31 protein-coding genes are annotated in these 26,235 nt (G+C 65.8%); 12 read left to right on the top strand and 19 right to left on the bottom strand.

What is annotated here, in order from left to right:
* Nucleotides 1–5 precede the first annotated feature (5 nt).
* The gene (locus tag OE856_RS06380) at nucleotides 6–344 is read left to right on the top strand and encodes a P-II family nitrogen regulator (protein WP_263715234.1); all 339 of its coding nucleotides are present in this window, start codon (nucleotides 6–8) and stop codon (nucleotides 342–344) included.
* 27 nt (nucleotides 345–371) lie between these two features.
* Nucleotides 372–1,697, top strand: a complete 1,326-nt coding sequence (locus OE856_RS06375; RefSeq protein WP_412174864.1) for an ammonium transporter — start codon at nucleotides 372–374, stop codon at nucleotides 1,695–1,697.
* 73 nt (nucleotides 1,698–1,770) lie between these two features.
* On the opposite strand, the gene OE856_RS06370 is transcribed toward OE856_RS06375, so the two are convergent.
* The 6 genes from OE856_RS06370 to dapA form a co-directional block, all read right to left on the bottom strand.
* On the bottom strand, nucleotides 1,771–2,961 hold the full coding sequence (locus OE856_RS06370; protein WP_263715233.1) for an aromatic amino acid transaminase: 1,191 nt from the start codon (nucleotides 2,959–2,961) through the stop codon (nucleotides 1,771–1,773).
* Nucleotides 2,958–3,809 carry a 3-mercaptopyruvate sulfurtransferase gene (gene sseA, locus OE856_RS06365; protein WP_263715232.1) on the bottom strand — a complete coding sequence of 284 codons (852 nt, stop codon included), beginning with the start codon at nucleotides 3,807–3,809 and terminating at the stop codon, nucleotides 2,958–2,960. Before sseA ends, OE856_RS06370 begins: the two co-directional genes overlap by 4 nt.
* A 92-nt stretch (nucleotides 3,810–3,901) precedes the next feature.
* The gene (locus OE856_RS06360; protein ID WP_263715231.1) at nucleotides 3,902–4,177 is read right to left on the bottom strand and encodes a hypothetical protein; all 276 of its coding nucleotides are present in this window, start codon (nucleotides 4,175–4,177) and stop codon (nucleotides 3,902–3,904) included.
* Between the two features lie 87 nt (nucleotides 4,178–4,264).
* On the bottom strand, nucleotides 4,265–4,741 hold the full coding sequence (smpB, locus tag OE856_RS06355; protein WP_263715230.1) for an SsrA-binding protein SmpB: 477 nt from the start codon (nucleotides 4,739–4,741) through the stop codon (nucleotides 4,265–4,267).
* Nucleotides 4,742–4,807: 66 nt separating this feature from the next.
* Nucleotides 4,808–5,569: an SDR family oxidoreductase gene (locus tag OE856_RS06350; RefSeq protein WP_263715229.1), complete on the bottom strand. Its 762-nt coding sequence runs from the start codon at nucleotides 5,567–5,569 to the stop codon at nucleotides 4,808–4,810.
* Nucleotides 5,570–5,762: 193 nt separating this feature from the next.
* The gene (gene dapA, locus OE856_RS06345; protein WP_263715228.1) at nucleotides 5,763–6,635 is read right to left on the bottom strand and encodes a 4-hydroxy-tetrahydrodipicolinate synthase; all 873 of its coding nucleotides are present in this window, start codon (nucleotides 6,633–6,635) and stop codon (nucleotides 5,763–5,765) included.
* 154 nt (nucleotides 6,636–6,789) lie between these two features.
* Here dapA and OE856_RS06340 point away from each other — a divergent pair, with 154 nt between their 5' ends.
* A complete protein-coding gene (locus OE856_RS06340) occupies nucleotides 6,790–8,724 on the top strand; it encodes a transglycosylase SLT domain-containing protein (protein WP_263715227.1) in 1,935 nt (644 codons plus the stop codon).
* Here OE856_RS06340 and mnmD read toward each other — a convergent pair.
* A complete protein-coding gene (gene mnmD, locus OE856_RS06335) occupies nucleotides 8,721–9,395 on the bottom strand; it encodes a tRNA (5-methylaminomethyl-2-thiouridine)(34)-methyltransferase MnmD (RefSeq protein WP_263715226.1) in 675 nt (224 codons plus the stop codon). The genes OE856_RS06340 and mnmD overlap by 4 nt on opposite strands.
* 55 nt (nucleotides 9,396–9,450) lie before the next feature.
* Between mnmD and OE856_RS06330 the strand changes: the two genes are divergently transcribed.
* Complete coding sequence (locus OE856_RS06330; RefSeq protein ID WP_263715225.1) at nucleotides 9,451–10,494, top strand: NAD(P)/FAD-dependent oxidoreductase; 1,044 nt, start codon at nucleotides 9,451–9,453, stop codon at nucleotides 10,492–10,494.
* Here OE856_RS06330 and OE856_RS06325 read toward each other — a convergent pair.
* From OE856_RS06325 to OE856_RS06315, 3 genes are read right to left on the bottom strand one after another with little or no spacing between them, the layout of a single operon-like run.
* Nucleotides 10,491–10,973: a GNAT family N-acetyltransferase gene (locus OE856_RS06325; RefSeq protein WP_263715224.1), complete on the bottom strand. Its 483-nt coding sequence runs from the start codon at nucleotides 10,971–10,973 to the stop codon at nucleotides 10,491–10,493. The two genes, OE856_RS06330 and OE856_RS06325, sit on opposite strands and share 4 nt — an antisense overlap.
* A gap of 2 nt (nucleotides 10,974–10,975) precedes the next feature.
* Nucleotides 10,976–11,692, bottom strand: coding sequence for an LrgB family protein (locus tag OE856_RS06320; RefSeq protein WP_263715223.1), 717 nt, complete (start codon nucleotides 11,690–11,692; stop codon nucleotides 10,976–10,978).
* Nucleotides 11,685–12,038 (bottom strand): CidA/LrgA family protein, encoded by a 354-nt coding sequence (locus OE856_RS06315; protein ID WP_263715222.1) that lies wholly within the window; start codon nucleotides 12,036–12,038, stop codon nucleotides 11,685–11,687. Before OE856_RS06315 ends, OE856_RS06320 begins: the two co-directional genes overlap by 8 nt.
* Nucleotides 12,039–12,208: 170 nt before the next feature.
* Here OE856_RS06315 and OE856_RS06310 point away from each other — a divergent pair, with 170 nt between their 5' ends.
* On the top strand, nucleotides 12,209–12,523 hold the full coding sequence (locus OE856_RS06310; RefSeq protein WP_263715221.1) for a hypothetical protein: 315 nt from the start codon (nucleotides 12,209–12,211) through the stop codon (nucleotides 12,521–12,523).
* On the opposite strand, the gene OE856_RS06305 is transcribed toward OE856_RS06310, so the two are convergent.
* Entirely contained in the window at nucleotides 12,513–12,983 is a 471-nt protein-coding gene (locus OE856_RS06305; protein WP_263715220.1) for a GNAT family N-acetyltransferase, read from the bottom strand. The genes OE856_RS06310 and OE856_RS06305 overlap by 11 nt on opposite strands.
* Nucleotides 12,984–13,215: 232 nt before the next feature.
* On the opposite strand from OE856_RS06305, the gene smc reads away from it, so the two are divergent.
* On the top strand, nucleotides 13,216–16,671 hold the full coding sequence (gene smc, locus OE856_RS06300) for a chromosome segregation protein SMC (protein ID WP_263715219.1): 3,456 nt from the start codon (nucleotides 13,216–13,218) through the stop codon (nucleotides 16,669–16,671).
* Here the strand turns inward: smc and OE856_RS06295 are convergent.
* Together OE856_RS06295 and OE856_RS06290 are read right to left on the bottom strand one after the other, a co-directional pair.
* Complete coding sequence (locus OE856_RS06295; protein ID WP_263715218.1) at nucleotides 16,668–17,222, bottom strand: hypothetical protein; 555 nt, start codon at nucleotides 17,220–17,222, stop codon at nucleotides 16,668–16,670. The genes smc and OE856_RS06295 overlap by 4 nt on opposite strands.
* Nucleotides 17,219–18,391: a lytic murein transglycosylase gene (locus OE856_RS06290; RefSeq protein WP_263715217.1), complete on the bottom strand. Its 1,173-nt coding sequence runs from the start codon at nucleotides 18,389–18,391 to the stop codon at nucleotides 17,219–17,221. Before OE856_RS06290 ends, OE856_RS06295 begins: the two co-directional genes overlap by 4 nt.
* Nucleotides 18,392–18,580: 189 nt before the next feature.
* Here OE856_RS06290 and OE856_RS06285 point away from each other — a divergent pair, with 189 nt between their 5' ends.
* Nucleotides 18,581–18,925, top strand: coding sequence for a hypothetical protein (locus tag OE856_RS06285; RefSeq protein ID WP_263715216.1), 345 nt, complete (start codon nucleotides 18,581–18,583; stop codon nucleotides 18,923–18,925).
* Nucleotides 18,926–18,932: 7 nt separating this feature from the next.
* Here OE856_RS06285 and OE856_RS06280 read toward each other — a convergent pair whose 3' ends face one another.
* Nucleotides 18,933–20,105, bottom strand: a complete 1,173-nt coding sequence (locus tag OE856_RS06280) for a MalY/PatB family protein (RefSeq protein ID WP_263715215.1) — start codon at nucleotides 20,103–20,105, stop codon at nucleotides 18,933–18,935.
* A gap of 101 nt (nucleotides 20,106–20,206) precedes the next feature.
* Here OE856_RS06280 and def (OE856_RS06275) point away from each other — a divergent pair, with 101 nt between their 5' ends.
* From def (OE856_RS06275) to OE856_RS06255, 5 genes are read left to right on the top strand one after another with little or no spacing between them, the layout of a single operon-like run.
* Nucleotides 20,207–20,728 carry a peptide deformylase gene (def, locus tag OE856_RS06275; protein WP_263715214.1) on the top strand — a complete coding sequence of 174 codons (522 nt, stop codon included), beginning with the start codon at nucleotides 20,207–20,209 and terminating at the stop codon, nucleotides 20,726–20,728.
* A complete protein-coding gene (def, locus tag OE856_RS06270) occupies nucleotides 20,725–21,225 on the top strand; it encodes a peptide deformylase (RefSeq protein ID WP_263715213.1) in 501 nt (166 codons plus the stop codon). The genes def (OE856_RS06275) and def (OE856_RS06270) overlap by 4 nt, the downstream gene beginning before the upstream one ends.
* On the top strand, nucleotides 21,225–22,124 hold the full coding sequence (gene fmt, locus OE856_RS06265) for a methionyl-tRNA formyltransferase (protein WP_263715212.1): 900 nt from the start codon (nucleotides 21,225–21,227) through the stop codon (nucleotides 22,122–22,124). Before def (OE856_RS06270) ends, fmt begins: the two co-directional genes overlap by 1 nt.
* Nucleotides 22,125–22,151: 27 nt before the next feature.
* Complete coding sequence (locus OE856_RS06260; protein WP_263715211.1) at nucleotides 22,152–22,391, top strand: GlsB/YeaQ/YmgE family stress response membrane protein; 240 nt, start codon at nucleotides 22,152–22,154, stop codon at nucleotides 22,389–22,391.
* A gap of 24 nt (nucleotides 22,392–22,415) precedes the next feature.
* Nucleotides 22,416–22,880, top strand: a complete 465-nt coding sequence (locus tag OE856_RS06255; protein ID WP_263715210.1) for a lipoprotein — start codon at nucleotides 22,416–22,418, stop codon at nucleotides 22,878–22,880.
* Between the two features lie 2 nt (nucleotides 22,881–22,882).
* Here the strand turns inward: OE856_RS06255 and OE856_RS06250 are convergent, their stop codons facing one another.
* The 5 genes from OE856_RS06250 to ispH form a co-directional block, all read right to left on the bottom strand.
* The gene (locus OE856_RS06250) at nucleotides 22,883–23,512 is read right to left on the bottom strand and encodes a trimeric intracellular cation channel family protein (protein ID WP_263715209.1); all 630 of its coding nucleotides are present in this window, start codon (nucleotides 23,510–23,512) and stop codon (nucleotides 22,883–22,885) included.
* Entirely contained in the window at nucleotides 23,509–23,976 is a 468-nt protein-coding gene (gene rnhA / locus OE856_RS06245; protein ID WP_263715208.1) for a ribonuclease HI, read from the bottom strand. The genes OE856_RS06250 and rnhA overlap by 4 nt, the downstream gene beginning before the upstream one ends.
* Nucleotides 23,969–24,556 carry a class I SAM-dependent methyltransferase gene (locus OE856_RS06240; protein ID WP_263715207.1) on the bottom strand — a complete coding sequence of 196 codons (588 nt, stop codon included), beginning with the start codon at nucleotides 24,554–24,556 and terminating at the stop codon, nucleotides 23,969–23,971. Before OE856_RS06240 ends, rnhA begins: the two co-directional genes overlap by 8 nt.
* A 75-nt stretch (nucleotides 24,557–24,631) precedes the next feature.
* The gene (locus tag OE856_RS06235) at nucleotides 24,632–25,246 is read right to left on the bottom strand and encodes a LysE family translocator (RefSeq protein ID WP_263715206.1); all 615 of its coding nucleotides are present in this window, start codon (nucleotides 25,244–25,246) and stop codon (nucleotides 24,632–24,634) included.
* An 8-nt stretch (nucleotides 25,247–25,254) separates the two neighbouring features.
* Nucleotides 25,255–26,205: a 4-hydroxy-3-methylbut-2-enyl diphosphate reductase gene (gene ispH / locus OE856_RS06230; protein ID WP_263715205.1), complete on the bottom strand. Its 951-nt coding sequence runs from the start codon at nucleotides 26,203–26,205 to the stop codon at nucleotides 25,255–25,257.
* Nucleotides 26,206–26,235: the final 30 nt, after the last annotated feature.

The following is a 26,235-nucleotide window of genomic DNA, read 5'->3' as shown; positions in this document are numbered from 1 at the left end:
ACGACGTGAAACTGATCATTGCAGCAATCAAGCCGTTCAAGCTGGAGGAGGTCCGCGAAGCTCTGACCGCCATCGGAGTGCGCGGCATGATGGTGACCGAGATCAAGGGCTTTGGCTCGCAGTCGGGTCACACCGAAATCTATCGCGGCGCGGAATATGCCGTGAATTTTGTCCCCAAGGTCAAGCTGGAAGTCGTGGTGCCCGCCACCATGGCCGACCAGGTGATCGACACCATCGCCAGCACCGCCAAGACCGGCAAGATCGGCGACGGCAAGATCTTTGCGCTGGATGTCAGCCAGGCCATGCGCGTGCGGACCGGCGAAACCAACGAAGACGCGATCTGAGCAGATATCCGAGAAAGGACGACTGAGATGAACCCCTACAAAATCCTTGGCATCGGCGCGGCTCTGGCCACCATCGCGATGCCGGCCCTTGCCCAAGAGGCCGATATGACGCCGCCCACCGGCGAGATCGGCTATATCTTTACCACCTTCATGTTCCTCGTGGCCGGTTTCCTGGTCATGTGGATGGCCGCGGGCTTTGCCATGCTCGAGGCCGGCCTGGTGCGCCAAAAGAACGTCACCATGCAGCTGATGAAGAACGTCGCGCTGTTTTCGATCGCGGGGCTGATGTATTACCTCGTCGGCTATAACCTGATGTATCCCGGCGACGGCTGGACCATTCCCAACGTGCTGGGCGCCTTTGGCACCGCCGCGATGGAGCCGGTCGGCCTGGCCGATACCGAAACCGATCTGACCTATGCGTCGGTGGGGTCGGACTTCTTCTTCCAGCTGATGTTCTGTGCCACCACGGCATCGATCGTGTCGGGCACCCTGGCCGAGCGGATCAAGCTGTGGCCCTTCCTGATCTTCACCGTCGTGCTGACCGGCCTGATCTACCCGATCCAGGCATCGTGGAAATGGGGCGGTGGCTTTCTGGACGCGAATTTCGGCTTTCTTGATTTCGCCGGGTCGACCGTTGTGCACTCGGTCGGTGGCTGGGCGGCCCTGGCTGGCGCTCTGATCCTTGGCCCGCGTCTGGGCAAATACAAGGATGGCCGCGTGCATCCGATGCCGGGTTCGAACCTGACGCTCGCCACGCTGGGCACGTTCATCCTGTGGCTGGGCTGGTTCGGCTTCAACGGCGGTTCGCAGCTTTACATGGATACCGCGTCGAACGTGTCGGACATCAGCCGCATCTTTGCCAACACCAACACGGCCGCCGCCGGTGGCGCCCTGACCGCGCTGATCCTGACGCAGCTGCTGTATAAAAAGCCGGATATCACCATGGTGCTGAACGGCGCGCTGGCGGGTCTGGTCTCGATCACCGCCGAGCCGCTGACGCCCACCCTTGGGTCGGCCACGCTGATCGGTGCCGTGGGCGGCGGGCTGGTCGTGTTCGTCGTGCCGCTGCTGGACAAGCTGCGCATCGATGACGTGGTCGGCGCCATCCCGGTGCACCTGGTCTGCGGCATCTGGGGCACTTTCGCGGTGGTCTTTACCAACGGCGACGCCACCGTGTCGGGCCAGCTGATCTCGATCGCGATTGTCGGTGCCTTTACCTTCGTCGTGTCGGGTGCGCTGTGGTTCATCCTCAAGGCCACCGTGGGGATCCGCGTCGGCGAAGAGGAAGAGATCAACGGTCTCGACATGGCCGAGCTGGGCATGGAGGCCTATCCCGAATTCTCGAAAGGCTGACACCCTTCCTGTCGGTTCGAGACAAACTGCCCGGGCGTTCGCGCCCGGGTTTTTTCATGTTTGGTGAATGGGGTTAAAGGCCCGCGTCCAACATCGCCCGCGCCAGCACCGGCACGCTGGCCTCGGTCAGGCCGGCCAGGTTGATCCGGCTGTCGCCCAGCATATAGATGCCATGCACATCGCGCATCTGGGCCACCTGTTCGGGGTTGGCCCCCAGCCGCGAGAACATGCCGCGATGCTGCGCCAGAAAGCCGAACCTGTCCGACCCGCTGCGCGCGCGCAGCTCGTCGGCCAGGCGGGCGCGGATGTCGGTCATGCCGCTGCGGATCTGCTCCAGCTCGGCCATCCAGTCGGCGCGCAGCTCGTCGCTGTCCAGCACCATCGTCACCAGCCGCGCCCCGTGGTCGGGGGGAAAGCTGTAGGTGATGCGATTCAGGTTGGTCAGGTTGCCCTGCACCAGGTCCCGGTCGGCCTCGGCGCCCAGCGCCATCAGGATGCCCGTGCGCTCGCGGTACAGGCCGAAATTCTTGGAGCAGCTCGCCGCGATCAGAACCTCGGGGCAGGTGTCGACCAGCAGGCGGGTGGCGGCGGCATCCTGATCCAGCCCGTCGCCAAAGCCCTGATAGGCCAGATCCACCATCGGCAGCGCCCCGCGGTCACGCAGCAATGCGGCCACCTCGGCCCATTGCGGCAGCGTCGGGTTGGCGCCGGTCGGGTTGTGGCAGCAGCCGTGCATCAGCACCACGTCGCCGGGTTCGACCGCGCCCAGATCGCGCATCATCGCGTCGAAATCAATGGCGCGGGTCTCGGGGTCGAAATAGGTGTATTCGCGGCCCGTCAGCCCCAGATGCCGCACCATCACCGGGTGGTTGGCCCATGTGGGCGACGACATCCAGACGCGGGTTTCCGGGTTCAGGCGGCGCAGCAGTTGCAGCGCGATATTGATCGCGCTGGTGCCGCCCACGGTCGCGGCGGCGGCCAAGCGATGCAGCGGCGCGCCCTCGCCCAGGATCAGCCGCGCCATGGCCCGGTGAAACCCGGCGTCGCCCGCCATGGTGGTATAGGTTTTCGTGGTCTCGGCCTGCCACAGCAGGCGCTCGGCCTCTTTGATGGCGCGCATCACCGGGGTTTCGCCGGCAGCGTTGCGATAGACGCCGACGCCCAGGTCGGTCTTGTCGTCGCGCGGGTCGGCGCGGAACTGTTCCATCAGATGCAGGATGGCGTCGGGGGCCTGCGGGGGCAGGGTTGTCAGGCGCGGGCTCATCCCTTGGCCACTTTCAGATCGCCGAACATGCCCCATTCGGCCCACGACCCGTCATAGAGCGCATGATTGGGCTGGCCCATCCGTTCCAGCGCAAGGCTAAGCATCGCCGCCGTCACCCCCGACCCGCAGGTGGTGATCGCGGGCTTGGAGATATCCACCCCGGCCTCGGCAAAGACGGATTTCAGCGCCTCGACAGGCTTCATCGTGCCATCGCCGTTCAGCAAGGTGCTGAAGGGCACGTTCTTGGAATTCGGAATATGGCCCGAGCGCAGGCCGGGGCGGGGTTCCTCGACCTCGCCGCGAAAGCGATCGGCGGGGCGGGCGTCGATGATTTCGTAATCGCCCAGCTTTGACGCCGCCGCCACCTGGGTCACATCCTTGATCAGGTTGGCCTGGCGACGCACGGTCATATGCCGGTCGCGCACCATCGGCGGCATGTCGTCGACCGGGCGGCCCTCGGCCTGCCATTTCGGGAAGCCGCCATCCAGAACGGCAATGTCGCGATGCCCCATCAGACGGAAGGTCCACCACACCCGCGCCGCCGAAAACAGCCCGGCGCCGTCATAGACCACCACCTGGTGCCCGTCGCCCACGCCCATGGCGCGCATGCGGCTCATGAATTTCTCGACCGGGGGGGCCATATGCGGCAGGTCCGACCGCAGATCGGCGATTTCGTCGATATCAAAGAACCGGGCGCCGGGGATGTGCGCGGCGCTGTATTCGGCGCGCGGATCGCGGTTCATGGCGGGCATGTACCACGAGGCGTCGATGACCCGCAGATCGGGGTCGTTCAGATGCGCGGCCAACCAGTCGGTGGAAACAAGCGTGGTAGGATCGTCTTTAAGCATCGGGGCCTCCGGCAGCGTGTTCCAGAATTCTTAGAACGCGATATGGCCTGAGGCAAGGCCGGGGCCGGGTTTCCGGCCCCAAGACCCGTTCATTACTTGGCCAGCATGTTGCGGATCAGGCCGATCACCGCCAGCAAAACGCCACCGCCAACGCCGCCCGAGACCACCTGGCCGATGATGCCCGCAAGATCCATGCCGCCGCCGGCCATGCCGCCCGCGCCGATCATGGCCAACAGCTGGCCCCCCAGGCCGCCACCCAGAATGCCCGCGATCGAGTTGATCAGCGTGCCCTGGTTCAGTTGCTTGATCAGGCCACCGGCCACGTTGCCGCCAATGGCGCCGGAAATCAGGCTGATGATAAGTTCCATGTCATTTCCCCTAAATGGGTCCGGCAGGCCCGGACATGGCAAAGTATGGGCGATGGGGGCGGTAGGCAGCAGGGGAGTGTTGGGGCGCTATTCCCCGTGGCGCAGCAGGCGCTGTTTCTGACGGTTCCAGTCGCGCTTGGCCTCGGTTTCGCGCTTGTCCTGGGTTTTCTTGCCCTTGGCGATGCCGATCTTCAGTTTCACGATGCCCTTGTGGTTGAAGTACATCACCAGCGGCACAAGGGTCATGCCCTGACGCTGGGTGGCATTCCACAGGCGCGCCATTTCTTTACGCGACACCAACAGCTTGCGCTTGCGGCGTTCCTCGTGGCCCCAGGTCTTGGCCTGTTCATAGGGCGCGATATAGCCGTTGATCAGCCACAGCTCGCCATCTTCGACGCTGGCATAGCTGTCGGCGATGTTGCTGCCGCCCTGACGCAGAGATTTCACCTCGGACCCAAGCAGCATGACCCCGCATTCGAGGTCATCCTCGATTGCATAGTCATAACGCGCCCGCCGGTTTTCGGCGATCACCTTGTAGTTGGGGTCTGTCTTCGGTTTGGCCATGGTGGCGTCAATATAGGAACACGGCCCCGAGTGTCCATCGGGGCCGGTTGATATTAATTGTTCGGATCAGGTTTTGCTGATGGCGTTGCCGCCATCGGCCAGCAGCGCGGCTCCGGTGACAAAACTGGAATGGTCCGAGGCCAGGAACAGCGCGGCCTTTGCGATCTCTTGCGGGGTGGCCGTGCGTTTCAGGGCGTGCATGTTCCGAACAAACTCTCTGACCTCGGGGTCATCGCCGAATTCGGTTGCCATCGGGGTGTCGGTGGCGCCGGGCAACAGGGCGTTGGCGCGGATGCCGGCGGCGCCGTGTTCCACTGCGATCACCTTTGCCAGCCCGATTACCCCCGCCTTTGACGTGGCATAGGCGGCCAGCCCCGGCATGCCCAGCTCCGGCCCGACAAAACTAGAGGTAAAGATGATCGACCCGCCCCCGCGCCGCGTCATCGCCGGTATCTGTGCCCGGGCGCCGTAAAAGGCCGATGTCAGGTTCGTTTGAATGACCTGGTCCCAGTCGTCATCGCCGATATCCGGCACGGGCGCCATCTGGCCCAGCGTTCCCGCGTTGTTGAACGCAATATCCAGCCCGCCATATTCGGACAGTGCCAGGTCGACCAGGGCCTGTGCATAATCGGGGTCGCTCACATCCCCGGCCAGGGTCACGGCCTGGCCGTTGCGTTGCGCGATCTGCGCTGCGATCTTGTCCAGTTCGGCCCCGCGCCGTGCGCCCAGAACCAGCTTGCCGCCCTCTGATGCAAACTCAAGCGCCGCCGCGGCCCCGATTCCACTGCTGGCCCCGGTGATGATGGCTACCTTGTTGTCCAACTGCATGTGCGTTTCTCCTTTTGCGCTGAATGCAAAAGGGAAACTAGTGACCTGAGCGCAGGGCACAGCCCGGATCATGCGCTTTGTTGACCCGGTTCTTGCGGTGAATGGCCGTATCTTGGCACCGGAGCGTTGCGGATGAAAAAGGCGGCAGAGGAAACCCCTGCCGCCTTTTCGATCAACTCATGCTGTCGCCGGGTCAGATCAGGCCGGCATGGGCCATGGCGGCGTCGATCCGGGCGGCGGTGGCATCGGTCACCGGCAGCAGCGGCGAGCGCACGCTGTTCTCGATCCGGCCCAGACGCGACAGCGCGTATTTCGCGCCCGCGACGCCCGGCTCGGTAAAGATCGCGATATGCAGCGGCATCAGGCGATCCTGGATTTCCAGCGCCTTGGCATAATCGCCCGCAGCCGTCGCCGCCTGCAACGCAGCGCACAACGCCGGCGCCACGTTCGCCGTGACCGAGATGCAGCCCACGCCGCCCTGGGCGTTGAACCCGTGCGCGGTCGCGTCTTCGCCCGACACTTGCAGGAAGTCGGGCCCGCAGGTGATGCGCTGCTGGCAAACGCGGGCCAGATCGCCGGTGGCGTCTTTCACGCCGATGATGCGCGGCAGCTTGGCCAGCTCGCCCATGGTGGCGGGCGTCATGTCGACGGCGGACCGGCCGGGGATGTTGTAGATCACGATCGGCAGATCACAGCATTCATGCGCGGCGGTGAAATGCGCGATTATCCCGGCCTGGGTCGGCTTGTTGTAATAGGGCGTGACGATCAGCGCCGCATCGGCACCCACCGAATGGGCGTGCTGCATCAGCTGGATCGTCTCGGCGGTGTTGTTCGACCCCGCACCGGCAATCACCGGCACACGGCCCGCGGCGGCGGTGACCACGGTTTCGACAACGGCCTCGTGCTCTTCGTGGCTCAGCGTCGGGCTTTCGCCGGTGGTGCCCACGGGCACCAGGCCGGTTGACCCTTCCTGGATCTGCCACTCGACGAGCTGTTTAAGCGCGTCGTGATCCACTTGGCCGTTCTTGAACGGCGTCACCAGGGCTGGAATGGACCCTCTGATCATGACACGCTTCCTCCGTATTAGGGGTTTTGGGCTGAGTCGCCCGGCTGTAAACGCGGCGGAACCTAGCCGCACCAGCGTCGGTTGCCAAGTTTGTGTGTTGAGCCTGTTATGCCGAAGTGACAAATTTGGCAAACCTTCCCTTCTGGATTGAATCATGCGGCTAGGACTGGGCGTTATCACGGGTGTGTTTGTTGGGCTGATGGCCGTGGGGTCATTGGCGGCGGAACCGGCATTGGTTTCGGTCATGCAGGCCGTGCGCGCCGATGAGTGGGATCGCGCCCGCACCATGGCCCGTGCCCAGGGCCCGGTGGTGCAGGATATCGTCACCTGGCGCGCCCTGCGCGCGGGCGAGGGCAGCTTTGCCGACTATCTCGATTTCCTGGCCCGCAACGGCGACTGGCCGGGCCTTGACCGCGTCCGCGCCGAGGGCGAGGGCCAGATCCCCGGCAATGCCGCCCCCGCGGATGTGCTGCGCCTGTTCACCGATACGCGCCCTGTAACGGGCATCGGCGGCGTGCGCCTGGCGCAGGCCTATGCCGCGCTGGGGCGCGATGCGGATGCGCAGGCGCAGGCGGCGCTGACCTGGGCCAGCCTGCCCTTGTCCGATGCCGCCATGGCCGAGCTGCTGGCCCAGTTCGGGCCGCATCTGGCGCCGTTGCATGAAACCCGGCTGGACATGATGCTGTGGCAAGGCAACGAAAGCGCGTCGCGGCAAATGCTGCGCCTCGTTGGCCCCGGCTGGCGGGCGCTGGCCGAGGCGCGGATTGCTCTGCGGGCCGACAAGCCGGGGGTTGACGGTCTGATCGCGGCGGTGCCCGCGCAACTGGCCGACCATCCGGGCCTGGCCTATGAACGATTCCTGTGGCGCCTTCGCAAGGGCCGCACTGACGAGGCCGCGCAGATGCTCGACGAACGCAGCATCGGCTCGCGCGCGCTGGGCATGCCCGACAGATGGGCCACGCGGCGTCACGATCTGGCCCATGCGCTGTTGCGCGAGGGCAAGCCCGACATCGCCTATCGCCTGTCCGCCAATCACTACCTCGCCGAGGGCGCCACCTATGCCGAACTGGAATGGCTGGCCGGGTTTATCGCGCTGCGCTCTTTCGGTGAGGCCGAGGTCGCGCTGAGCCATTTCCAGCGGCTCGAGGCGGCCGTCGCCTCGCCCATCAGCCTGTCGCGCGCCGGCTACTGGCAGGGCCGCGCGCTGGAAACGCTGGGCCGCTGGGACGAGGCCCAGACCGCCTATCGCCGCGCCGCCCAGCACCAGACCGCGTTTTATGGCCAGCTTGCCGCCGAAAAGGCCGGCCTGCCGATGGAGGCCACGCTGATCGGCACCGAGGCCTATGCCGACTGGCAGGGCGCGCCCTTTGCGGGGTCGGATGTGCTGAAGGCGGCGCTTTTGTTCTCGCAGGCGGGTGAACGCAACCTGTCGGAATGGTTCCTGACCCATCTGGCCGAAACGCTGGCGCCGCAGGATCAGGCCCGGCTGGCCGGGCTGGCCCTGCGGATCGACGAGCCCCATATCGCGCTGCGCATCGCCAAGGTCGCAGCCGGGCAGGGCACCGTTCTTCCCCGCGCCTATTTCCCGCTGACCGACCTGGCCCAGATCGGCCACCCGGTGCCCGACGAACTGGTGCTGTCGATCGCGCGGCGCGAAAGCGAGTTCGACCCCGCCGTCACCAGCGGCGCGGGCGCGCGCGGGCTGATGCAGCTGATGCCCCGCACCGCCGAGGCCATGGCGCGCGAGGTCGGCGTGTCATATTCCGCCGGGCGGCTGCTGACCGATCCGGGCTATAACGCCCGTCTGGGTGGCGCCTATCTGGCCCATCTGACCCAGGAATTCGGCCATAACTATGTGCTGGTCGCCGCCGCCTATAACGCCGGGCCCAGCCGCGCGCGGCGGTGGATCTCGGAAATGGGCGATCCGCGTTCGGCGGGGGTGGATGTGGTCGATTGGATCGAGATGATCCCCTTTGACGAAACCCGCAATTACGTGATGCGGGTGACGGAATCGCTGGCCGTCTATCGCGCACGCCTGTCGGGGCGCACCGTGCCGATCACCCTGTCGCGCGACCTCAAGGCACGTTAATCGCGCCGGCCTACGGTCATGTGACGCTTGCGGCCAAAGCCGGGGCGGCGCTCGACTGTCAGGCCGGCATCACTCAGCGCCCGCCGCACATGGCCCGCCGCCGTATAGGTCGCCAGCGTGCCGCCCGGCGCGGTGTGGCGCGCCACCTCGGCCATCAGATCGGGCGCCCACAGCTCGGGGTTCTTGGCGGGGGAAAACCCGTCCAGAAACCACGCATCGGCCTGCCCGGCCCATTGCGGCAGGGTCTCGCGCGCATCCCCGATGATGACCTCGACCCGCAGCGGCCCCAGATCGAACGCCCGCTGCCCCGCGCCCCAGGCGGCCAGGAACGGGCCGGCGATGGCGCGGGCCTGCGGAAAGGCGGCCAGCGCGCGCTCTACCTCATCCGCCTGCATCGGGAAGGCCTCGAAGCTGGTGAAATGCAGGGGGGCGTCACATCCCGCCTCGGCCCAGCACAGCGCGGCGGCCAGCATGTTCAGCCCGGTGCCGAACCCCAGCTCGGCGATGTGAAAGCCGGGCCGGAACCGCGCGGGCAGGTCATTGCCATCCAGAAACACATGCCGCGTTTCCGCCAGCCCGTTATCCAGCGAGAAATACGGATCGTCGAATTGGGTCGAAACCGGGATCACGCCGTCGCGCCATTCCAGCCGCGCCTTCTGGTCAGAGCTCATGCGATGCCTTACACCCCTTGGGAAACTGGCGCGAAAATGGGGAAAGGCGCGGAAAATGGCAACGGTCGATGTCACCATTCGCGGCGCGGGGGCGTTCGGCCTGTCGGTGGGCTATGCCATCGCCCGGCGCGGCGCACGCGTGCGGGTGGTCGAGCCCCGCCGCGTCGGCGCCGGATCAAGCGGCGGCATCGTCGGCGCGCTGGCCCCGCACACGCCCGAGCGCTGGAACGACAAAAAAGCGTTTCAGTTCGACAGCCTGATCATGGCATCCGAGTTCTGGGCCGATGTGGCGCAGGTCTCGGGGCGATCGCCCGGCTATGGCCGCACCGGGCGGCTGCAACCGGTGGCCGATGACCGCGCGCTGACCCTTGCGCAAGAGCGGGCCGAACAGGCCGGTGATCTGTGGCAGGGCAAGGCCATTTGGGAACTGCGCCCGGCATCCGATTTCGGCGATTGGGCGCCGCCCAGCCCCAGCGGCATGGTGATCCATGACACGCTGACCGGGCGGCTGCACCCAGCGCAGGCCTGCGCGGCGCTGGCGGCGGGCATCTCCGCGCTGGGCGGCGAGATCGTGATCGGCGATGCGCCGGATGCGGGGGCGGTGATCTGGGCCACCGGGTATGAGGGCCTGCTGGACCTGTCGCACGAGATGGGAAAACCCGTGGGCAATGGCGTCAAAGGGCAGGCGATCTTGCTGCGCCATGACCGGCGCGACCTGCCGCAGCTCTTTGCCGATACGATCCATTTCGTGCCCCATGCCGATGGCACCCTTGCGATCGGATCGACCAGCGAGCGCGAATTCGACGCGCCCGACACCACCGATGCCTTGCTGGATGATCTTTACGCGCGCGCCATGACCGTCGTGCCGGCGCTGCGCGGGGCCGAGGTGCTGTCGCGCTGGGCCGGGGTGCGCCCGCGCGCCAAAAGCCGTGCGCCCATGCTGGGGCCGTGGCCGGGGCGACCGGGGCATTTCATCGCGAATGGCGGGTTCAAGATCGGGTTCGGCATGGCGCCCAAGGTGGCGCAGGTGATGGCCGATCTTGTGCTAAAGGGGCAGGACGACATTCCCGCCGCGTTTCGGGTCGAGGCCAGCCTTTAGACGCGCTGGCGCACGATCGACTTGCGCAGGGTCAGGCTGGTGGGGTGTTCGAACCCCTCATGCGCGGTTTCGCCGACCTGGCTGAAGCCCATCGTCGCAAAGGCCATGTGATTTTCCACCAGCTCGACCCGCGTGCGCGCCTCGATCATCGGCAGGCCCAGTTCGACCGCGCGCTTCTCGGCCAGCCCGATCAGCGCCCGCGCCAGCCCCTGCCCGCGATGCGACTGCGCCACGGCCAGCCGGCTGAGATACAGCACATCGCTGTCAGGTGTCAGGAACACACAGGCCACGGGCATGCCGTTATCCTCGGCCACCCAGATCTCGCGGGTATGCGATTGCTGGGCCAGGGTCTCGGGCGTCAGCTGATACATCGACGGGGGCGGGTCGACACGACCCTCCATATAGGCGAACGAGGTCTGCAACAGCCGCAGCAGGCTGTTCCAGTCATAAGGGTCGGTGGCGCGCCGGATCTGGGTCATGGTCAGAACATCCATCCTGCAACTGTGGGGGCCAGAACCGCCGTAAGAATAGCATTCAGCCCCATACCTATGCCAGCAAAAGCGCCGGCTGTCTCATTTACCTGAAATGCGCGGGCCGTTCCGATGCCGCCCGCGACGACACCCATAGCAAAGCCGCGCGCCCGCACATCGCGCACTCGCAACAGGTTCAGCAACGGCATCGCAGCCATCGCGCCGATGATCCCGGTCAGGATCACCAGCACCGCCGTCAGCGTGGGCGAGCCGCCGATCGTTTCGGATACGCCAAGGGCCACCGGCGAGGTCGCCGATTTCGGTACCAGCGAAACCAGCGTCTCGCTGTTTAGCCCCAGCGCCCAGCCGATACCAACCGCCGACACCATCGCTACAACCGAGCCCGCCACCAACGCCGCGATCAACGGCAGCGCGCTTTGGCGCAGCCGGCCCAGGTTGTGGTAGAGAGGCACCGCCAGCGCAATGGTCGCCGGGCCCAGCATGAAATGCACGAACTGCGCACCTTCGAAATAGGTGGCATAGGGCGTCTGCGTGGCCCAAAGCATCCCCGCCAGCAGCACCATGGCGATCAGCACCGGGTTGGCGAACGGGCGCCGCCCGCTGGCCCGTGAGATCGCATCCCCGATCAGATAGGCGATCAGCGTTGCCGACAGCCACAACAGCGGGCCATGTTCGAGATAGCTCCAGATTTCGGCGAAATCAGCCATCCTGCGCCCCCGTCAGCCGCAGCATCCCCGAGAACACCAGCGCCGCAACCGCGATGGCGATCACCGTCGATAGCACCAGCGTCAGCAGCAGCCGCGGCCCGGCCTCGACCATCAGGCCCATATGTCCGATGACACCCACGCCCGCGGGCACGAACAGCAGCGACAGGTGTGATAGCACCCCCTGCGCGGTGGGCTGCACGGCAGGCGTCAGCCGCGGCACAAGAATCATGCAGATCAGCAGCCCCGCCATCCCGATCACCGGCCCCGGAACCGGCATGCCCGTGGTTCGGGCAATCACCTCTCCGATCAGCTGAAAGATCAGAAGAATGGCCAGGCCGTGGATCATACAGATGTTCCTAATTGATGCGAGTCGGCTTGGATGGTAACGATGGAACGCGTTCTGGCAAGAAATTATCGTTGAAAAACAACGGTAGGTCAGTGGTATGCGGCCGGAAACATTGTTCAGGCGCTGTCTGCGTTAACCCGATGTTAACCTCGAGCGCGCAGCCTGCGCCCATGACGCGGATATATCCATATGTTGCGGCCCTGGGCCTGGCGATTCTCTTGGCGGGCTGCGCCGTGCCCGGACGCGACATGCTGGGCGTGCCCGGCCAGGATATCGAGGTGCAGGGCAGCCGCTTTACCGTTTTCGTTCAGGGCAACCGGGCCGAGGCGATCCGCCGCAACTTTGAATACGGCGTCGGCCATACCGGCATCATGGAACGCGGCTATATCGCGATCCAGGCCGTCAGCGGTTGCGACATCGTTCCGGGCAGCTATGACGGCGACCCCGCGCGCATGGTGGCGCGACTGGCATGCCCTACAGGGTGACGGGCTCGAACAGGCGCTTTTCCATGAACAGGCTGCAATCCAGCGGCTCATACTCGCCAAAGGCATCGCGCTCGGCATAGCCGATCTGGCGATACAGCCCCACGGCGGCCGACAGCTTGTCGCCTGTCTCCAGCCGCACGATCGCCAGCCCCAGATCGCCCGCCGCGCGCTCAGCCGCCTGCATCAGGGCCTGAGCAACGCCAAGGCCGCGGGCCTCGGGGGTGACATAAAGGCGCTTGATCTCGGCATAGCTGCCCAGATCGACCAGCGCGACACAGCCCAGCGGCTGTCCCTCGCCCCGTGCCACCAGAAACTGCACGTTGCGCTGGGCCAGTTCCGAGGGCGAAAAGCTGAAACATTCGTCGGCGGTATAGGCCTCGCGCAGGGCGGCCTCGCTGCCCTTGATCAGGGCTAGCGCATCCGGTGTCAGCGGGCTTTCGGTCTGGACCTGAAGCTGCATGTTGGTGCCTCCGGCATCTGATTCTGACGGTGGCGATTCTTGCGCCCGGCGCGGGCGCGCACAATGGTAAACGACCGGTTTGCCGCAACGTTTCGCGCACGCAGCATTTTGCCGAGGGGCCAATATCTTGTGGATATCTTGCCGATTGGACCCAGATTGTGGGGTGGGTGCTTGACTCGGGCGCGCCACGGCCCAAGGATTTACGTTCAACGGAATCAAGGAACAGGCCCCCGTGCGCTTTTCCCGCCTCAGACTGAATGGCTTCAAAAGCTTCGTCGACCCCACGGATCTGCTGATCCTGGACGGGCTGACGGGCGTTGTCGGCCCGAATGGCTGTGGCAAGTCCAACCTGCTTGAGGCGCTGCGCTGGGTGATGGGCGAGAACCGCCCCACCGCCATGCGCGGCGGCGGGATGGAGGACGTGATCTTTGCCGGCGCCGCCTCGCGGCCCGCACGCAACTTTGCCGAGGTCAGCCTGACCATCGACAACAGCGAGCGGCTGGCGCCCTCGGGGTTCAATGACCAAGACAGCCTGGACATCGTGCGCCGCATCACCCGCGACGCGGGCTCGGCCTACAAGGCCAACACCAAGGATGTGCGCGCTCGCGACGTGCAGATGCTGTTCGCCGATGCCTCGACCGGGGCGCATTCACCCGCGCTGGTGCGGCAGGGCCAGATCGCCGAGCTGATCAACTCGAAACCCAAGGCGCGCCGCCGCATCCTGGAAGAGGCGGCCGGGATCTCGGGCCTCTATCAGCGCCGCCACGAGGCCGAGCTGAAGCTGAAAGGCGCCGAAACCAACCTAGCCCGCGTCGATGATGTGATTGAACAACTGGCCAATCAGCTGGCGCAACTGGCGCGGCAGGCCCGGCAGGCGGCGCGCTATCGTGAGATCGGCACCGATCTGCGCCGCGCCGAGGGGCTGTTGCTGTATCGCCGCTGGAAAGAGGCCGACGAGGCCCGCGCCCAGACCGAAACCGACCTGACCGACCGCACCAAGGCCGCCGCGCAGGCCGAGGCCCGCGCCCGTGAATCGGCCAAGGCCCGCGTTGCCGCCGATGACAAGCTGCCCCCCCTGCGCGAGGAGGAGGCCATCGCGGCGGCCGTTCTGCAACGCCTGCAGGTGCAGCGCGACACGCTGAACGATCAAGAGGCGCGCGCCCATCAGATGATCGAAACCCTGACCGCGCGGATCGGCCAGCTGGTGCATGACATGGACCGCGAAGCCGGTCTGAACCGCGATGCGGGCGAAACCATCGAGCGGCTGGAATGGGAACAGGCGCAGCTGATCAAGGCGGGCGAGGGCCACCCCGAGGCGCTGGAGGCCGCCATGGCCGCCGCGCGCGATGCCGCCGAGGTTCTGGGCGACCGCGAGGCCACCCTGTCCGAGCTGACCGAGGACGTGGCCCGCCTGGCCGCGCGGCACCAGTCGACCCACCGCCTGCGCGAAGATGCCGCCAAGACGCTGGACCGCGCCGAGGCCGAGGCCACTCGCGCCCGCGCTCAGGTCGAACAGGCGCAGACTGCGCTGGAAAAAGCCGCCGGCGACGTGGCGCGCGCCGAGGCCGATCAGGCCGGCGCCGTGCAGACCGCCGAGAACGCCGAGGCCGCGCTGGCCGAGGCTGACACCGCCCGCGCCGAGGCCCAGGCTCGTGAATCGGACGCCCGCGCCGAACACTCCGAGGCCGAGGGCGAGGCCAGCGCCCTGCGCGCCGAGGTGGCCGCGCTGGCCCGTCTGGTTGAACGCGACACCGCCGAGGGCGGGCAGATCCTTGATCAACTGCGGGTCGAGCCGGGCTATGAAAAGGCGCTGGGCGCGGCGCTGGGCGACGATCTGCGCAACCCCGCGATCGCCTCGGACGGTGCATCGGGCTGGGCCCAGCTGCCCGGCTATAACCAGGCGCAGATCCTGCCCGAGGGCGTGGTGTCGCTGGCCAATCACGTGACCGGCACGGCGGTGATGACCCGCCGTATGGGCCAGATCGGCCTGGTTGACGCCCGCGATGGCGCGCGGCTGCAATCGCTGCTGAAACCGGGTCAGCGGCTGGTCAGCCTGGCCGGTGATCTGTGGCGCTGGGACGGGTTCCGCGTGGGTGCCGAAGACGCGCCCTCGACCGCCGCGCTGCGCCTGCAACAGCTCAACCGTCTGGTCGAGCTGAAGCGCGACCTCGAAGAGGCCAACGCCCGCGCCGCCGGGGCAGGGCAGGCGCATGACCATCTGCGCAAGCGGCTGGAGCAACTGACCGAGGCCGATCGCATGGCCCGTCAGGCCCGCCGCGATGCCGACCGCCTGGTGGCCGATACCGGCCGGGCGCTGTCGCGCGCGGAATCCGAGCGCTCGATCACCGCGACCAAGCTGGAAAGCGCGCAGCTGGCCGTGTCGCGTCACGAAGAAGAGGCGATGGGTGCGCGCAGCCGCCTGAAAGAGGCCGAGGCCGCAGTGGTCGCGCTGGGCGATCTGAATGCCGCCCGGGCCCAGGTCGAAGACGTCAAGATGACCGTCGATGCGGCGCGCATGACCATGCTGGCGAAACGATCCGCCCATGACGAGCTGCGCCGCGAAGGCGAGGCCCGCACCCGGCGTCGGCAGGAAATCACCAAGGAAATCAGCGGCTGGCGGCACCGCCTGGACACCGCCGAAAAGCGCATCGCCGAACTGGCCGAACGCAAAGAGGCATCCGAGGCCGAGCTGAAAGAGGCCTCATCCGCCCCCGAGGAAATCGCCGCCAAGCGCGAGGAACTGGCCGATGCCATCGCCAAGGCCGAGGCCCGCCGGACGCAGGCCGCCGATGCGCTGTCGGCCGCCGAGGGCGCCTTGCGCGCCGCCGAACAGGCCGAGCGCGACGCCGAACGCGCCGCGTCCGAGGCCCGCGAGGCCCGCGCCCGCGCCGAGGCCCGCGCCGATGCCGCCCGCGAAACCGTGGCCCTGGCCGCCGAGCGCATCGAGGAAGAACAGGAAACCACCCCGCAGCAGCTGTTGCAGGAACTGGGCGCAGATCCCGAAAAGATGCCTGCATCCGAGGTGATCGAGAACGACGTGAACCGCCTGAAACGCCAGCGCGACGCGCTGGGCGCGGTGAACCTGCGCGCCGAGGAAGACGCCAAGGAAGTGCAGCAGGAACACGACACGCTGGTCAGCGAAAAGCAGGATCTCGAGGCCGCGATCAAGGCCCTGCGCAGCGGTATCGCCAGCCTCAACCGCGAAGGACGCGAGCGTCTGCTGACCGCGTTCGAGCAGGTGAACAGCAACTTCTCGATGCTGTTCACGCATCTGTTCGGCGGGGGCGAGGCCAAGCTGGTGCTGGTCGAATCCGACGACCCGCTAGAGGCTGGCCTTGAGATCATGTGCCAGCCGCCGGGCAAGAAACTGTCGACCCTGTCGCTGTTGTCGGGGGGTGAGCAGACGCTGACCGCGATGGCGCTGATCTTTGCGGTGTTCCTGGCCAACCCCGCGCCGATTTGCGTGCTCGACGAGGTCGACGCCCCGCTGGATGACGCCAACGTTACGCGGTTCTGCGACATGCTGGACGAGATGACCCGCCGCACCGACACGCGGTTCCTGATCATCACCCACCACGCCGTCACCATGAGCCGGATGGACCGCCTGTTCGGTGTCACCATGGCTGAACAAGGCGTCAGCCAGTTGGTCTCGGTCGACCTGAAAAAGGCCGAGCAAATGGTCGCCTAAAGCCGCACCAGCTGGTCCCCGGTCGAGACCCAGCCGCTTTTGACGATTTCGCACAACAACCCGCGCAGGCGCAGCGGCACGTGATCGGGCAGCACCAACCAATCCTTGGCGTCTTCGCCATAGCGAACCTTCCACTTCACGCAGCCGTCGTTGAACACATCCGACACGCGCAGCACCGCCTCGCCCGCGCCGATCAGCGTGCCGTTGGGCAGGTTGGCGGCGCTGGTGTCCAGATCGGCGATGATCGTGTCGCCCGGATGCATGCCCGAGCCCACCACCAAATCATGCACCCGCTGCGACAGCACCGAGACCTGAATGCGCGGATCAGGCCGCCCGTCATCCAGCCGCAGCCAGGGGTGATCGTGCCAGCGGTCGCCCGCCACGCCGGTGTCGCGGTCCAGCCACAGCCGGTCGGGGTGATGCCGCGCGCCAAAGGTTTCGCGCGTGCACAGAACCGAGATTGGCGCGTCAGATTTCGGCGCGGCGGCGATATGGGGCAGCGCCGCCATCAGCCGGGCCATATCGGGCCGGTTCGGGGCCTCGCCGATCATAGCCGGCCCAGCAGGTCGGGCGTGGGCCAGGCATCGGCAGGCAGGCCCAGGCGCTGTTGCTCGCGCTGCACGGCCTCGCGGGTCTTTTCGCCCAGAATGCCGTCGACCCCGCCCACGTCGTGGCCGCGCGCCTGCAACTTGCGTTGCAGGGCCTTCATTTGATCACCGTTCAAACCGGCATCGGGGTTGCCCGCGTCAAAGACCGGGGCGCCTTCCAGCCGGGTAGCGAAATAGGCGGCCGAGGTCACGTAGACAAAGCTTTTGTTCCACTCGAAATAGACATGGAAGTTGGGGTAGGCGAGGAATGCCGGCCCCTTGCGCCCCTGCGGCAACAGCACCGAGGCTTGCAGGTTGCCGTGGCTGAACGAGCCCGCGCGCGGGCGCACGCCCAGCTTTTCCCAGTCGCTGACGCGTTTGGTGTGGTTCAGCCCGGTTTCAGACCAGTCCAGCCCGGCGGGCAGGGTGATTTCCTGCAACCACGGCTCGCCCTTGCGCCAGCCCAGCTCGTGCAGCATCTTGCCCCCCGACATCAGCGCATCGGGGGCCGATGTTTTCAGCCGCACATGCCCGTCGCCGTCGCCATCGACGCCGTTTTCCAGGATGTCGCCGGGCAGCATCTGCACCATGCCGATCTCTCCCGCCCAGGCGCCGGTGGTGCGGGCCGGGTCGAAATCGCCCTGTTCATAAAGGCGCAGCGCGGCAAGGACCTGCGGGCGAAACAGTTCAGGCCGGCGGCAGTCATGCGCCAATGTCACCAATGAATTCAACGTGTTAAAGTCGCCCTGCACGGCGCCGAAATCGGTTTCCAGCGCCCAAAAGGCCAACAGCACCCCGCGCGAGACGCCATAGTCGCGCTCGATCCGGTCGAACACGGCGTCGTATTTCTGGGCATTGCGTTTCCCGTTATCCATGCGGTTCTGGCTGATGATGCGGCGCGAAAACGTGGTGAAATCCAGCTGGAACACACCCTGCGCCCGATCGGCCTGCAAGGTGCGCGGATCGTGCTGCGCCGAGGCAAAGAACCGGTCGACACTGGCCTTCGAATGCCCGCGCGACAGGGCCTCTTGCTTCAGCCCGGCCACGAAGGCGCCGAACGACCCGCCACAGGGCGTCTGGGCCGCAACCGGGGTTGCCAACAACGCCGCAATCAATGCCAGGGAAAACCGCATCACTACCTCCTGCTACATGTTGCGCGCAGACTATCAGGCCGGTTGGGGCAGACAAGCACCCCTCGGGGCATTGGCGTTTTCGGGCCGACACGGGCGCCGTTGCATCTGGATGTTACATGCAGCGGATATGAACCTTTTCTTGACGGAATCGGCTAGAACATTGTTTTCTAAGCGCTGGGAGTGAGGAAAATGACGGATATTCTGCCCAAAGAGGTTCTTGAGGGCCTGGAATTGGCGCGCAAGATGGCCATGAACAAGAAAAGCCGGATGCGGGTTCAGGCCGGTGCCGACAGCTATCGCATCCTGCGCTATTGGTCGCGCGGGTTCGTTCTGGATGCGCAGACCGCGCCGCATCTGCGCGGGCTGGTCGATATCTACGACGGTGCGCAGCATCTTTATCAGGCGTTGATCGTGGCCTCGGCCGAAGAGGGCGACGAACTGGTGTTCGAGTTCAAGCGCCGCACGCCGACCTGCGACCGCCCGCCGCTGGATTACTATCGCGACCCGCAGGCCCCGATCGCGCTGCTGCGCTGAACCGGGTTCATTGAAGGTCGGAAAACGCCTCTTGCAGGCGCTCGACCGCCTCGGCCACACGGGCGCGCGGGGTGGCAAAGTTGAAGCGCAGGAACTCGTCGCCGCCAGCTCCGAAGGTCGGGCCGTGATTGGCCACCACCCGCGCCTGGCGCTCGGTGCGGCGGGTGAAATCGGCGCGGTCCATGCCCGTGCCCGAGAAATCGACCCAAGCTAGGTAGGTCGCCTCGAGCGGCATGGATTTCAGCCCCGGAATGGTCGCGATGCCATTGTCAAAGAGGCGGCGGTTGCCATCGAGATAGGCGCAGAGCTGATCCACCCATTCGGCACCCGCGGGCGTATAGGCGGCGGTGGCCATGTGAATGCCAAACGAATTGCCCGACAGACCCAGCGCCATCATCTTGGTCGCGAACCGGGCGCGCAGGTCGTCATCCTCGATGATGACATTGCCGGTATGGGTGCCGGCGATGTTGAAGGTCTTGGTCGTGGCCGTCATCATGATCAGCCGGTCGGTGATCGAGCGGTCAATATTCGCCATCGGCAGATGCGTATGGCCGGGCATCAGCAGATCGTGGTGAATTTCATCCGACACCAGCAACAGGTCATGCCGCTTGCAGAAATCGGCCACGCCCTGCAATTCATCACGCGTCCAAACCCGGCCGCCGGGGTTATGCGGCGAACACAGCACCACCATCTTCTCGTTGCCGGTCATCAGCGCGTCATAGGCGTCGAAATCCATTTCATACCGGCCGTTGTTGTTCACCAGCGGGCATTCGACGATCTTGCGCCCCGAGGCCCGGATCACCCGGCCAAAGGCGTGATAGACCGGCGTGAACAGCACGATGCCGTCGCCGGGCTGGGTATAGGCGTCAAGGCACAGCGCCGTGCCGTTGACCAGCCCGTGGGTGGTAAAGATCCACTCGGGGCGGATGCGCCAGTTGTGGCGGGTTTCCATCCACCAGCAGATCGAATTCAGATAGGCGCGGTCATCACCGAAATAGCCATAGACCCCGTGATCGACCATCGCCTGCACCGCGTCCGACACGCATTGCGGCGGGCGGAAATCCATATCGGCCACCCACATCGAGATCGCATCGGGGTCGGTGACGCCATAGGCCTTTTCCAGCAGGTCCCATTTGGCGGAATGCGTGCCGCGGCGTTCGATCACTTCGTCAAAATCCATCTGGGCCTCCTTGCTGGTGCCAGAAAGCTAACCGGTGACGCGGCGGTTGCAAGGCATAAGCGACATTGCGAAACCGTGCGTCTTGCCCTAAATCCTGCGCCATGACGATACGACCGATCCTGATCCATCCCGACCCGCGCCTGAAAACGGTGGCCGACCCCGTGACCGAGGTCACGGCAGAGCTGCGCAAACTGGCCGACGACATGCTGGAAACCATGTATGACGCGCCCGGCATCGGCCTGGCCGCGCCGCAGATCGGCGTGTTGCAGCGGCTGATCGTGCTGGATTGCGTCAAGGAAGAGGGCGAAGACCCGCGCCCCATCGCCATGTTCAACCCGGAAATTACCTGGGCCTCCGAGGATGTCAGCACCTATGAAGAGGGCTGCCTGTCGATCCCCGATCAGTTTGCCGAGGTCGATCGCCCGTCCGAGGTCGAAGTGCGCTGGATGAACCTCGACGGGGCCATCCAGGAAGAGCATTTCAAGGGCCTGTGGGCCACCTGCGTGCAGCACGAGATCGACCACCTGAACGGCAAGCTGTTCATTGATTACCTCAAGCCGATGCGGCGCCAGATGATCACCCGCAAGATGCAGAAACTGAAACGCGAGCGGACACGCGCGTGACCGCCCGGCCGTTCGTTCCCTGGCCCGATAAGCGCCTGCGCACCGCCGCCGCGCCGATTGATGCCGTGACAGACGACATTCGCGCCATCTGGGATGACATGGTCGAAACCATGGATGCCATGCCCGGCTATGGGCTGGGCGCGCCACAAATCGGGGTGATGCTGCGGCTGGCCGTGGTTGATTGCTCGGACGAACGCGGGCAGGCCGTGCGCATGGCTAACCCTGAAATCCTGCACGCCTCGGTCAAGCTGCGCGAGCATGAAGAGGCCTCGCCCAACCTGCCGGGTGTCTCGGCGGTGATCGAGCGCCCGCGCGCCGTGACCGTGCGGTTTCTGAACGCGGCCGGAGAGGTCGAAGAGCGCGACTTTGTCGGCCTCTGGGCCACCTCGGTGCAGCACCAGATCGACCATCTGAACGGCAAGATGTATTTCGACCGCCTGTCGCGGCTGAAACGCGAGCGGCTGATCAAGAAGGCTGAAAAACTGCGGAGGGGCTGATGCGCGTCGTCTTCATGGGAACGCCCGAGTTCTCGGTGCCGGTGCTGGATGCGCTGGTTGCGGCCGGGCATGAGATCGCCTGCGTCTATTGCCAGCCGCCGCGCCCCGCGGGCCGTGGCAAAAAGGATCGCCCCACGCCGGTGCATGCGCGCGCCAATGAGCTGGGCCTGCCCGTGCGCCACCCCGAAAAGCTGCGCGATGCCGCCATTCAGGCCGAGTTCGCCGCGCTGAATGCCGATGTGGCCGTGGTGGTCGCCTATGGGCTGATCCTGCCGCAGCCGGTGCTGGATGCGCCGCGCTTTGGCTGCCTGAATATCCACGCCTCGCTGCTGCCGCGCTGGCGCGGGGCCGCGCCCATTCACCGCGCGATCATGGCCGGCGACGCGGAAACCGGCGTCTGCATCATGCAGATGGAGGCCGGTCTGGACACCGGCCCGGTGCTGCTGCGACAGGCCACGCCCATCGGCGCGCAGGAAACCACCGCCCAATTGCATGACCGCCTGTCTGACATGGGCGCCGATCTGATCGTTCAGGCTCTGGCGCAGCTGCCCGACCTGACGCCCGAACCCCAGCCCGAGGCTGGCGTCACCTATGCCGCCAAGATCGACAAGGCCGAGGCCCGTATCAACTGGGCCCGTCCGGCGGCCGAGGTTGACCGGCTGATCCGCGGCCTGTCGCCCTTTCCGGGTGCGTGGTGCGAGATGGCCGGAGAGCGGGTCAAGCTGCTGCAATCGCGTTTGGCCGATGGCTCTGGTACCCCCGGCGCAGTGCTGGACGGGCTGACCATCGCCTGTGGTGATGGCGCCGTGCAAATTCTGAGCGCCCAGCGCCCCGGCAAGCGCGCGATGGAGGCAGACGAGTTCCTGCGCGGGTTCGACATGCCCAACAGGGTGGATTGACCCGCCGTTTTGTAAGAGAGTGACCCCATGCCAGTTCTGTTTCTGATCATCATCGGTGCCGCCGCCGGGTTCATCGCCACCCGCCTGATGAAGGTCGAGACCGATATCATCACCACCATCTTCATCGGGATCGCGGGCGCGTTGATCGGCGGGCTGGTGCTGCGGGTTCTGCTGACCGTCACCGGCATGGCCGCAGGGGTTATCGGCGCGATCCTTGGGGCGATGCTGCTGATCTGGCTGTATCAGACCTATATCGCCCGAAAATAGCGCGTATTCATAAAGGGAAACATCATGAACAAATTCATTGCTGGCCTGGTGCTTGCGGCAGCGGTTGCGGGCTGTGCCATGCCCGATGCCTCGGAAAAGGTGGGGGCCGTGACGATCGCACACCAGGATCTTGACCGCCTGCCCGAAAGCCTCCGCACCGCTGGCGATGCCTTTACCGGCGTGGTGATCTATGGCGATGCCGGTTACACGGGGCTGGTTGGAAACCGGCCCTATCCGAATGTGCGCGTGGACGGCGCGCCGCTGGGGAAATGTGAAAAGCGCCGCGCCATGATGGTGCCGTTGGCACCCGGCCCGCACCTGGTCGAGGCCTACTCGGAAAACAACGTCACGCATAATATTGATCTGGCCGAGGGCGAGGTGCAGTACTTCCGCTGCAACTTCATGCGGATTGGCGGGATCATCTTCCCGCCCGCGGTGCTGAAGCCAGCCGATGCCGATACCGCGTTTCGAATCGTGAACCGCGAATAGGTTTACGGGCGGGTCTTGGGCGGGCGCGGTTTATAGGCGTTCAGCCGCCAGCCCAAGGCCAGGCTGCCCGCGCGCAACAGGAAGGTGACGCCCCCCGCGACCAGCAGCGCCCAGCCTTCGGCCAAGCCGAACCACATCGCGCCCCAGCCCGACAGGGCGCCTGCAAAGGCGGCCGTGGCGTAAAGCTCGCCCTGTTTCAGGATCAGCGGCACCTCGTTGCAGACAACGTCGCGCATCAGCCCGCCGAAACAACCCGTCACCACGCCCATCGTCACCACGATCACCGGCAGCGCCCCGACAGACAGCGCCACGCCCACACCGGCGGATACCGCCACCGGCAGGGCAAACGCATCCAGCCACAGCAAGGTGCGATACCGGCTTTCCAGCAGATGCGCGGTGAAGAACACCACGATTGCCGCACCGGCGGCGATCAGAATGTAATGCGGGGCCGACACCCAGAACACCGGGTCGCGCCCCAGCATCAGATCGCGCAGCGTGCCCCCGCCCACGGCGGTCAGGCAGGCCACAAAGATAAAGCCGACGATATCCAGCTGCGACCGGCTGGCCGCCAGCGCGCCCGTCAGCGCAAAGACCAGAACCGCGGCCAGATCAAGCGCGCCGATGATCGTCATTTGCCACCTCCGGCGGGTTTGAACGGCTCCATCCCGCGGCGGGCCAGTTCATCGGCGCGCTCGTTCTCGGGGTGGCCGGCATGGCCCTTGACCCATTCCCAGGTCACCTGGTGACGCTTTTGCGCCTCGTCCAGGCGTTGCCACAGCTCGGCGTTTTTCACGGGCTTCTTGGCCGAGGTCTTCCAGCCATTCCGTTTCCAGCCGTGGATCCAGCTGGTCACGCCGTTTTTCACATACTGGCTGTCGGTGATGACGGTGATCGCGGTGGCTCGGCCCAGCGTTTCCAGCGCGTGGATCGCGGCCAGCAGTTCCATCCGGTTGTTGGTGGTCTCGCCCTCGCCGCCGAACAGCTCGCGTTCTTTCACAACCTGCGCGCCGGTCTTGGCCTGTAGCAGAACACCCCAGCCACCGGGGCCGGGATTGCCAGAACAGGCCCCGTCAGTATAGGCGAAATAGTCAGGCATGGGCAGTCACGGTTACAAAAGCTTCCTCTGATCCGGCCATTCCGGTCACATGGCCGTGCTCGATTTCGGTGACCCGGAACCCGGCCGCCTCTAGCAGGCCGGTCAGCTCCTCCACCTCGTAATAGGAATAGAACCGGTCCAGCCGGTCGCGGCCTTCGCCCGACCCGGTTTTGAGCGAAAAGACCAGTACCCCGCCGGGCCTCAGCGCACGATGGATCGCGGCAAGATGGGCGGGGAACTCGGCCTTGGGCGCGTGCAGCAACGAGAAATTGGCCCAGACGGCATCGAAGGCGGCGACATCGTCCAGCATGTCAAAGCTCGCGTGGCGGGTGGTGACGCCCGCGCAAAGCGCCGCCTCGCGTAGCATCTCGCGGCTGGCATCCATCGCCGTCACCTTGAACCCGGCCCGCGCAAGCTGTGCGGAATCATGGCCGGGACCACAGCCCAGATCCAGCACATGCGCCCCGGCGGGCAGGTCCTGCATCAACCGGATCAGCCGGCTGTTTTCGAACCCCTCGGCCAGTTTCCTGTAGGCCTCGCTTTGCTGGTCATAGAACCGGATGGTCTTGTCGTCGCTCATACCGGTTCCCCCGCGGGCCCTGCGCCAATGCGCGACGGGGCCGCGGCCCGGTGGGATGCGGCGACGCAAATCATATCAGGCGCGTTCCAGCGCCAGACGGCCCGCCAGTGCGGCAAAGATCGCCGCAAAGCCGCGATTGACCCAGCGCATCAGCCGGGCATTGGCGGTGATCAGCGCGCGGGCCTGCACCGCGAACAGGCCATAGCCCACGAAGACTACAAAGGTCAGCGCCATGAAGATGCCGCCCATGGCGACCATCTCGGTCGTCGCGGTGGCCGGGTTGCCCGACAGGAACGGCGGCAGCAGAGACAGGAAAAAGATCGACAGTTTCGGGTTGAGCGTGTTGATCAGCACCCCGCGCCAGGCGATGCGCCAGCCCGGTTGCGCCTGTGCATCGGCGCTGACTGACAGCGCGCCGTCGGTCTTGAGCGCCTGCCAGGCCAGGTACAGCAGATAGGCCACGCCCGCGAACTTCACGATCTGGAACAACAGCGCCGAGGTATGCAGCACCGCCGCCAGCCCCAGTACCGCCGCCAACAGCGCGGGCACGATACCGATGGTGCAGCCGAACGCGGCCCAGGTCGCGGCGCGGCGGCCCTGGCCCAGACCGGTGGCCAGAGTATAAATCACGCCCGTGCCGGGCGCCAAAACAACGACGATCGCAGTGATCAGAAACTGGGCTGACAGCATGTTGCCTCCTACGCGGGTTCCCGCAACACGCGGGGCACCTTGAACTCTACATTTTCCTGCGCGGTCTCGACCACCTCGACCGTCAGGTCATAGCGGGCGCGAAAGGCGTCGATGACCTCGTTGATCAGAACCTCGGGCGCGCTGGCGCCGGCGGTGATGCCGACCGACCGGATGCCATCGAGCGCGCGCCAGTCGATGTTTTCGGCACGCTGCACCAGCTGCGAATAGGCGCAGCCCTGCGATTTGCCGACCTCGACCAGCCGCTGCGAATTCGACGAATTCGGCGCCCCGATCACCAACAGCGCGTCGATCCGGGGCGCGATGGCCTTGACCGCCTCTTGCCGGTTGGTGGTGGCGTAACAGATGTCTTCCTTGTGCGGGCCGACAATGGTCGGGAACCGCGCCTGCAACGCCGCCACGATGCCCGCCGTGTCGTCGACCGACAGGGTGGTCTGGGTGATAAAGGCCAGCTTTTCGGCATCGCGCACCTGCAAACCGGCCACGTCATCGGCGGTTTCGACCAGCAGCACCTCGCCCTCGGGCAGCTGCCCCATCGTGCCGATGGTTTCGGGATGGCCGGCATGGCCGATCATCACCATCTGCAAGCCGTTCTCGTGATGGCGCTCGGCCTCGATATGCACCTTGCTGACCAGAGGGCAGGTGGCATCGACATAGACCATCTCGCGCCGCGCGGCCTCGGCCGGCACGGCCTTGGGCACGCCATGGGCGGAAAAGATCACCGGGCGATCATCGGGGCAGTCTTCCAGCTCTTCGACAAAGACCGCGCCCAGCGCCTTGAGCCCGTCGACCACGTATTTGTTATGCACGATCTCGTGGCGCACATAGACCGGCGCGCCCCATTTGGCGATCGCCATCTCGACGATCTTGATCGCACGATCCACACCCGCGCAGAACCCGCGCGGGGCAGCAAGATAAAGGGTCAGGGCTGGCTTGGTCATGGCGTGTCTCCTGTTGGCAAACAGGTAAGG

The sequence above is a fragment of the Actibacterium sp. XHP0104 genome, assembly GCF_025751515.1.
GTDB lineage: Bacteria > Pseudomonadota > Alphaproteobacteria > Rhodobacterales > Rhodobacteraceae > Actibacterium_D.
The sequence above is the reverse complement of the archived record's forward strand: the minus strand, read 5'-3'. Positions and strand labels throughout refer to the sequence as shown.

What these genes read in the sequence shown, in the direction of transcription:
- OE856_RS06375 (WP_412174864.1), top strand. Translation starts at nt 372, where the DNA reads ATGAACCCCTACAAAATCCTTGGCATCGGCGCGGCTCTGGCCACCATC.
- OE856_RS06370 (WP_263715233.1), bottom strand. Translation starts at nt 2,961, where the DNA reads ATGAGCCCGCGCCTGACAACCCTGCCCCCGCAGGCCCCCGACGCCATC.
- sseA (WP_263715232.1), bottom strand. Translation starts at nt 3,809, where the DNA reads ATGCTTAAAGACGATCCTACCACGCTTGTTTCCACCGACTGGTTGGCC.
- OE856_RS06360 (WP_263715231.1), bottom strand. Translation starts at nt 4,177, where the DNA reads ATGGAACTTATCATCAGCCTGATTTCCGGCGCCATTGGCGGCAACGTG.
- smpB (WP_263715230.1), bottom strand. Translation starts at nt 4,741, where the DNA reads ATGGCCAAACCGAAGACAGACCCCAACTACAAGGTGATCGCCGAAAAC.
- OE856_RS06350 (WP_263715229.1), bottom strand. Translation starts at nt 5,569, where the DNA reads ATGCAGTTGGACAACAAGGTAGCCATCATCACCGGGGCCAGCAGTGGA.
- dapA (WP_263715228.1), bottom strand. Translation starts at nt 6,635, where the DNA reads ATGATCAGAGGGTCCATTCCAGCCCTGGTGACGCCGTTCAAGAACGGC.
- OE856_RS06340 (WP_263715227.1), top strand. Translation starts at nt 6,790, where the DNA reads ATGCGGCTAGGACTGGGCGTTATCACGGGTGTGTTTGTTGGGCTGATG.
- mnmD (WP_263715226.1), bottom strand. Translation starts at nt 9,395, where the DNA reads ATGAGCTCTGACCAGAAGGCGCGGCTGGAATGGCGCGACGGCGTGATC.
- OE856_RS06330 (WP_263715225.1), top strand. Translation starts at nt 9,451, where the DNA reads ATGGCAACGGTCGATGTCACCATTCGCGGCGCGGGGGCGTTCGGCCTG.
- OE856_RS06325 (WP_263715224.1), bottom strand. Translation starts at nt 10,973, where the DNA reads ATGACCCAGATCCGGCGCGCCACCGACCCTTATGACTGGAACAGCCTG.
- OE856_RS06320 (WP_263715223.1), bottom strand. Translation starts at nt 11,692, where the DNA reads ATGGCTGATTTCGCCGAAATCTGGAGCTATCTCGAACATGGCCCGCTG.
- OE856_RS06315 (WP_263715222.1), bottom strand. Translation starts at nt 12,038, where the DNA reads ATGATCCACGGCCTGGCCATTCTTCTGATCTTTCAGCTGATCGGAGAG.
- OE856_RS06310 (WP_263715221.1), top strand. Translation starts at nt 12,209, where the DNA reads ATGACGCGGATATATCCATATGTTGCGGCCCTGGGCCTGGCGATTCTC.
- OE856_RS06305 (WP_263715220.1), bottom strand. Translation starts at nt 12,983, where the DNA reads ATGCAGCTTCAGGTCCAGACCGAAAGCCCGCTGACACCGGATGCGCTA.
- OE856_RS06295 (WP_263715218.1), bottom strand. Translation starts at nt 17,222, where the DNA reads ATGATCGGCGAGGCCCCGAACCGGCCCGATATGGCCCGGCTGATGGCG.
- OE856_RS06290 (WP_263715217.1), bottom strand. Translation starts at nt 18,391, where the DNA reads ATGCGGTTTTCCCTGGCATTGATTGCGGCGTTGTTGGCAACCCCGGTT.
- OE856_RS06285 (WP_263715216.1), top strand. Translation starts at nt 18,581, where the DNA reads ATGACGGATATTCTGCCCAAAGAGGTTCTTGAGGGCCTGGAATTGGCG.
- OE856_RS06280 (WP_263715215.1), bottom strand. Translation starts at nt 20,105, where the DNA reads ATGGATTTTGACGAAGTGATCGAACGCCGCGGCACGCATTCCGCCAAA.
- def (WP_263715214.1), top strand. Translation starts at nt 20,207, where the DNA reads ATGACGATACGACCGATCCTGATCCATCCCGACCCGCGCCTGAAAACG.
- fmt (WP_263715212.1), top strand. Translation starts at nt 21,225, where the DNA reads ATGCGCGTCGTCTTCATGGGAACGCCCGAGTTCTCGGTGCCGGTGCTG.
- OE856_RS06260 (WP_263715211.1), top strand. Translation starts at nt 22,152, where the DNA reads ATGCCAGTTCTGTTTCTGATCATCATCGGTGCCGCCGCCGGGTTCATC.
- OE856_RS06255 (WP_263715210.1), top strand. Translation starts at nt 22,416, where the DNA reads ATGAACAAATTCATTGCTGGCCTGGTGCTTGCGGCAGCGGTTGCGGGC.
- OE856_RS06250 (WP_263715209.1), bottom strand. Translation starts at nt 23,512, where the DNA reads ATGACGATCATCGGCGCGCTTGATCTGGCCGCGGTTCTGGTCTTTGCG.
- rnhA (WP_263715208.1), bottom strand. Translation starts at nt 23,976, where the DNA reads ATGCCTGACTATTTCGCCTATACTGACGGGGCCTGTTCTGGCAATCCC.
- OE856_RS06240 (WP_263715207.1), bottom strand. Translation starts at nt 24,556, where the DNA reads ATGAGCGACGACAAGACCATCCGGTTCTATGACCAGCAAAGCGAGGCC.
- OE856_RS06235 (WP_263715206.1), bottom strand. Translation starts at nt 25,246, where the DNA reads ATGCTGTCAGCCCAGTTTCTGATCACTGCGATCGTCGTTGTTTTGGCG.
- ispH (WP_263715205.1), bottom strand. Translation starts at nt 26,205, where the DNA reads ATGACCAAGCCAGCCCTGACCCTTTATCTTGCTGCCCCGCGCGGGTTC.